Here is a 5,268-nt window from a genome sequence, read left to right as displayed (position 1 = left end):
CTGCGGCCCCGCCGCGCCGAGCAGCGGCGCGAGCACGGGCCATGCGAGCCCGCGCATGCCGACCGCCTGACCCTGGAGGAAGACGAGCGCCACGATCGCAAGCCCGGCGCCCGCCACCATCCCGCCCGCGGCGCGCCCGGCCAGCAGCGGCGCGGCGGCCAACGCGAGCAACGCCGCCACGGGCCACAGCCACCAGCGCGACCCGTCCAGCAGCAGCACGGCGAGCGGTGCCGCATCGCCGCCCGGCCAGGCGCCGAACCCGCCTTCGAGCCCGTGCCAGGGCGCGACCAGCAGGCCGAGAAGGGCCGCGGCCAGCGCGAGCCGGCCGAGCGTCAGTGCCGACACGGGGCGGTCAGCGCGCGGCGGCGCGCACTTCCCTCTCCCAGCGCTGCAGCAGGCGTGTGCGCTCGGCGGCGGTGCCCCAGCGGGCGAAGTCGTAGTCGATCAGGCGCACATCCTCGAAGCGCGGGGCCTCGGGCGGGATGGGCGCGGCGCGGTTGGACGGCAGCTGGAAGGAATTCGCGGTGGCGGCGATGGCCTGTGCCTCCGCGCTCAGCGCCCAGTCGTAGAAGCGGCGGGCATTTTCCATGTTCCGCGCGCCGCGGATGATGGACATCGAGCCGATCTCGTAGCCCGTGCCCTCGCAGGGGGCGACGATCGTCACCGGCGCGCCGTTCAACTTCTGTGTGACGGCGTCGTGCAGGAAGGTGATGCCGACCAGCGTCTCGCCCGTCGCGGCCGCGCGCGCGGGCGCGGCGCCGGAGCGGGTGTACTGGTTCACGTTGCGATGCAGCGCGCGGAGGTAGGTGAAGGCTGGCTCCTCCCCCATCAGTTGCACGAGCGTCGCGAGCATGGTGTAGGAGGTGCCCGAGGTGTTGGGGTCGGCCACCTGCACCTCGCCGCGGAATTCGGGGCGCGCGATGTCGGCCCAGCAGCGCGGCGCGGCGATCCGCCGGCGTTCAAGCTCCCGCTGGTTGAAGGAATACCCCAGCGCGCCGGCATAGATGCCGACGGTGCGGAAGCGCGCCTGTTCCGCCTGGCGCACCGCCCAGGGCTGCAGTTCCGACAAGCGCGGCGAACGGTATTCCTCGGTCAGGTTCTCTTCCGCCGCCTGCACATGCGGGTCGCCGGTGCCGCCCCACCAGACATCGCCGCGCGGGTTCGATGCCTCGGCGCGGATCTGCGTCAGCGTCTCGCCGGAGGATTTGCGCGTCATGGCGACGCGGATGCCGGTGGCGCGCTCGAAGGCAGCCATCATGGGGCGGCACCATTCCTCCTGCACCGAGCAATAGACGGTCAGGTTGCCCTGTGCGCGCGCGGCGCCGGGCAGCAGCGCGGCGGCGGCGAGCAGGGAAAGGGCGATTGCGCGGCGCAGCGCCATGACGTGGATCCTCCGATGGCCGGGCTTGGCGCCACGGTCCGTTGCGTGTTCGCGCGATTAGGCCCCGGCGCGCGCGGGGGTTCAAGCCTCCAGCAGCGCGGCGAGCCGCGCGCCGAGCGCCGGCGCGCCGACGCCGACCGGATTGCCGGAGGCGAGCCAGTCCCCGCCGTCGAAGCCGTTCGTCCAGCAGCCGGCCTCCCGCGCGATGACGATCGCGGCCGCTGCGTCCCAGGCATTGATGTGCAGTTCGAGATAGGCATCGAGCCGCCCGGCCGCCGCCTCCACAAGGCCCAGCGCGCCCGACCCGCCACTGCGCAGCCCGGCGCCGGCCGCCATCACCGCTTCCGACATGCGGTGGAAGCGCGCGATCGGCACGCGCAGCGACCAGCCGCATTCGATGATGGCGCGGCCTATATCGGTGGTGGGCGCGGCACGGATCGGCGCGCCGTTCAGCGTCGCGCCATGGCCTTCCGCAGCGGCGAAGATTTCCGCCGGCGCGTGGCGGGCGATGGCGCCCGCGACCGCGCGGCCGCCCATCACCAGGCCGATCGAGACGCACCAGCGATCCCCCCCGCGCGCGAAGTTCGAGGTGCCGTCGATCGGGTCGAGCACCCAGAGCGGGCCGGTGCCGTCCGCGGCACCGCCCATCTCCTCGCCCAGGATCGCCTCGCCAGGGAAGTCGCGCGCGAGGCGGTCGCGGATGAAGCGTTCCGTCGCGCCATCGGCTTCCGTGATGAAGTCCTGCGCACCCTTGAGGCTGGCGACGCCGCCCCCTTCGGCGCGCAGCCGGGCGGCGAGTGCCGCGGCCTCCACGGCGATGGCGGCGGCGGCGTCGCGGCGGCGGGGAAGGTCGGTCATTCGTAGGTGCCCATCACGTTCTGGTCGAAGTCGATCAGCGCGCCGGTCATCATCTCGGCGGCGTCCGAGAGCAGGTAGACGGCGAGCCCCGCCACGTCGCGCGGGCGGATCAGCCGGCCGAAGGGCTGCGCGGGCTCGGCCTGGTCCAGCCAATCGGGCGGCCGGCCGTCGCGCGCCTGGATCGCGTGCTCGCCCGGCGTGTCGGCCCAGCCGATGTTGATGCCGTTGACCCGGATGCGCGACCGCCGCAGCCCATTCGCGCTGTTCCTGGTGAAGGTCGCGAGCGCGCCCTTGGACGAGGAATAGGCGGTGAGGAATGGCTGCCCGCCATGGCTCGACATGGTGATGATGTTCACCACGGCGCCCGGGCGCCCGAGCGCCGTCAGCCGCCGCGCGACCGCCTGCGTCAGGATGAAGGGCGCGCGCGCGTTCACCGCGAAGAGCCTGTCCCAGAGTTCGACCGGCGTGTCGAGCAGCGTGCCGCGATCCGTCAGTCCCGCCGCGTTCACCAGCCCATCGACCGGGCCAAGCGCGGCTTCGGCATGTTCGACGATGCGCGCGGTCGCCGCGGCATCCGCGAGGTCCGCCGCGACGAAGCAGGCGGGCACGCCGAGCGAATCTGCCACCGCCCGCCCGCGCGCCGCGTCGCGCCCGGTGATGCAGATGCCCGCCGCGCCCGCTTCGGCCGCCGCGCGCGCGATGCCCTCCCCGATGCCCTGCGTGCCGCCGGTGACCAGCAGCACGCGCCCCCTGAGCGAGACGGGCGGGAGCGCGCTCATGCGACCTCGGCAAGCTGCACGGGGCGGTTCTCCCGCAGCGATCGCAACGCGGCCTCAGCCAGCACCAGCGCCTGGCGGCCATCCTCGGCACCGACAGGCATCGGCGTGCCGCGCGCCACCGCATCGATGAAGGCGGCGAGCTCGATGCGGTAGGCTTCGGCATAGCGTTCGAGGAAGAAGTGCAGCGGCTTCTCGCCGCTGACCGCCTGCGCATCCGCCTGCTCGACCGTGGTGGCCACGCGGTTGCCCGCCATCAGCCGGCCGAGGCTGCCATGCACCTCGATCCGCTGGTCGTAGCCATAGGCGGCACGGCGAGAATTGTTGATGTGCGCCATGCGGCCCGACGCACAGCGCAGCAGCACCATGCAGGAATCGATGTCGCCCGCCGCGGCGACGGCCGGATCCACCAGCGCGGCCCCCCAGGCGAAGACCTCGGTGGGCTCCTCGCCGAGCAGCCAGCGTGCCATGTCGAAATCGTGGATCGTCATGTCGCGGAACTGGCCGCCGGACACCTTCAGGTACTCGATTGGCGGCAGGCCAGGGTCGCGGCTGGTGACGACCACCTGCTCCACCGCGCCGATCGCCCCCGCGCCGATGCGGCGATGCAGCTCGGCGAAGGACGGATCGAAGCGCCGGTTGAAACCGACCAGCATCGGCACGCCAGCCGCGCGCACGGCCGCCAGCGCGGCATCGACGCGCGGCAGGGCAAGGTCGATCGGCTTCTCGCAGAAGATCGCCTTGCCGGCCTTCGCCGCCGCGATGACGAGCTCCGCATGCGTGTCGGTGGAGGAGGCGATGATGACCGCGCCCACCTCCGGGTCCGCGAGTGCCGACGCGGTATCGGACACAAGCGCCCCGTGCTTCGCGGCCAGCGCCGCGGCGGCCGGCCCGTTCACGTCGACGATGTGCTTCAGCCGCGCCGCCCCGCTCGCGGAAAGGTTCCCGGCATGGATGGCGCCGATCCGGCCGGCCCCGAATTGCGCGAAGACAAGCATGCGTTTCCTCCGGCCCCGCTTGCGGCCGCCGCCATCCATCCGCAACATCGCCCCGCCGTCAACGCAGCAGGGGAAACGCCATGGGGACCATCCGCCTCACCGCGGCCGAGGCCACCATCCGCTTCCTCGCCGCGCAACGGACGGAGGTCGCCGGCAGGGCCGTGCCGTTGTTCGGCGGCGTCTTCGCCATCTTCGGCCATGGCAATGTCGCGGGGCTCGGCCCGCCCCTGCAGGCCGCCGGCAAGCGCCTGCCCACCTTCCGCGCGCACAACGAGCAGGCCATGGCCCATGCCGCCATCGCCTATGCCAAGACGCATGGGCGGCGGCGGATGATGGCCTGCACCACCTCGATCGGGCCGGGGGCGACGAACATGGTGACGGCGGCCGCCGTCGCGCATGTGAACCGCCTGCCCGTGCTGTTTCTGCCCGGCGACGTGTTTGCCGGGCGCGGGCCGGACCCTGTGCTGCAGCAGGTGGAACCGTTCGGCGATCCGACCGTCTCGGCCAACGATTGCTTCCGCCCCGTCTCCCGCTTCTTCGACCGCATCGCGCGGCCCGAGCAGATCCTCGCGTCGCTGCCCGCCGCCGTGCGCGTGCTGACCGACCCGGCGGAATGCGGCCCGGCCACCATCGCCTTCCCCCAGGATGTGCAGACCGAGGCGCTGGACGTGCCGGAGGACTTCTTCGCACCCCGCCTGCACCGCATCCGCGCGCCGGAGCCCGATGCGCGCGACCTGGCCGAGGCCGCTGCGGCGCTGTCGCGCGCGAAGCGGCCGCTCATCATCGCCGGCGGCGGGGTGAAGTATGCCGGCGCGGAAGCCGCGCTCGCCGAATTCGCCACCGCGCATGGCGTGCCGGTGGCGGAAACCCAGGCCGGCAAGGGCAGCCTGCCCTGGGACCATCCGCGCAATGCGGGCGCGATCGGCGTGACCGGTGCGGCCTCAGCCAATGCGCTGGCGGAAGCGGCGGATCTGGTGCTCGCCATCGGTACGCGGCTGCAGGATTTCACCACCGGCTCGCGCGCGCTGTTTCCGCAGGCGCGGCTCGTCGGGCTGAACGTCGCCGGCTTCGACGCGGCGAAGCATGATGCGCTGCCCCTGGTCGCCGATGCCGCGCGGGGGTTGGTCGCGCTGACCGGCGCCCTCGGCGGCTGGCAGGCACCCGCCGCCTGGACACGGCGCGCCGAGGCCGCGACCGCGCGCTGGCACGCGACCGTCGCGCGGCTGAAGATCGGAAGGGCACTCGGCTGAACTCC

The 5,268-nt window shown here is 73.2% G+C and carries 5 protein-coding genes and 1 pseudogene; 1 reads left to right on the top strand and 5 read right to left on the bottom strand.

Annotated elements, in window-relative coordinates; genetic code table 11:
- The 5 genes and pseudogenes from HW577_RS20240 to iolG all read right to left on the bottom strand — a co-directional run.
- Positions 1-345, bottom strand: a pseudogene (locus HW577_RS20240) (iron ABC transporter permease); the annotation flags it as partial.
- A gap of 7 nt (positions 346-352) precedes the next feature.
- A complete protein-coding gene (locus tag HW577_RS20235) occupies positions 353-1,381 on the bottom strand; it encodes an ABC transporter substrate-binding protein (protein ID WP_198377933.1) in 1,029 nt (342 codons plus the stop codon).
- Positions 1,382-1,462: 81 nt separating this feature from the next.
- Positions 1,463-2,239 carry an inositol monophosphatase family protein gene (locus HW577_RS20230; RefSeq protein WP_198377932.1) on the bottom strand — a complete coding sequence of 259 codons (777 nt, stop codon included), beginning with the start codon at positions 2,237-2,239 and terminating at the stop codon, positions 1,463-1,465.
- Positions 2,236-3,018 carry an SDR family oxidoreductase gene (locus HW577_RS20225; protein ID WP_198377931.1) on the bottom strand — a complete coding sequence of 261 codons (783 nt, stop codon included), beginning with the start codon at positions 3,016-3,018 and terminating at the stop codon, positions 2,236-2,238. The genes HW577_RS20230 and HW577_RS20225 overlap by 4 nt, the downstream gene beginning before the upstream one ends.
- Entirely contained in the window at positions 3,015-4,013 is a 999-nt protein-coding gene (gene iolG, locus HW577_RS20220) for an inositol 2-dehydrogenase (RefSeq protein WP_198377930.1), read from the bottom strand. Before iolG ends, HW577_RS20225 begins: the two co-directional genes overlap by 4 nt.
- An 80-nt stretch (positions 4,014-4,093) precedes the next feature.
- Here iolG and HW577_RS20215 point away from each other — a divergent pair, with 80 nt between their 5' ends.
- Positions 4,094-5,263: a thiamine pyrophosphate-binding protein gene (locus HW577_RS20215; RefSeq protein WP_332837771.1), complete on the top strand. Its 1,170-nt coding sequence runs from the start codon at positions 4,094-4,096 to the stop codon at positions 5,261-5,263.
- The last annotated feature ends 5 nt before the right edge of the window (positions 5,264-5,268 follow it).

It is taken from the genome of Neoroseomonas rubea, from assembly GCF_016106015.1.
Lineage (GTDB): Bacteria > Pseudomonadota > Alphaproteobacteria > Acetobacterales > Acetobacteraceae > Neoroseomonas > Neoroseomonas rubea.
Note: the sequence above shows the minus strand (reverse complement) of the source record. Positions and strands in the feature narration are given on the sequence as shown.

Excerpts from the sequence above, each read along its gene's own strand:
- HW577_RS20230 (WP_198377932.1), bottom strand. The coding sequence starts at position 2,239 with ATGACCGACCTTCCCCGCCGCCGCGACGCCGCCGCCGCCATCGCCGTG.
- HW577_RS20235 (WP_198377933.1), bottom strand. The coding sequence starts at position 1,381 with ATGGCGCTGCGCCGCGCAATCGCCCTTTCCCTGCTCGCCGCCGCCGCG.
- HW577_RS20225 (WP_198377931.1), bottom strand. The coding sequence starts at position 3,018 with ATGAGCGCGCTCCCGCCCGTCTCGCTCAGGGGGCGCGTGCTGCTGGTC.
- iolG (WP_198377930.1), bottom strand. The coding sequence starts at position 4,013 with ATGCTTGTCTTCGCGCAATTCGGGGCCGGCCGGATCGGCGCCATCCAT.
- HW577_RS20215 (WP_332837771.1), top strand. The coding sequence starts at position 4,094 with ATGGGGACCATCCGCCTCACCGCGGCCGAGGCCACCATCCGCTTCCTC.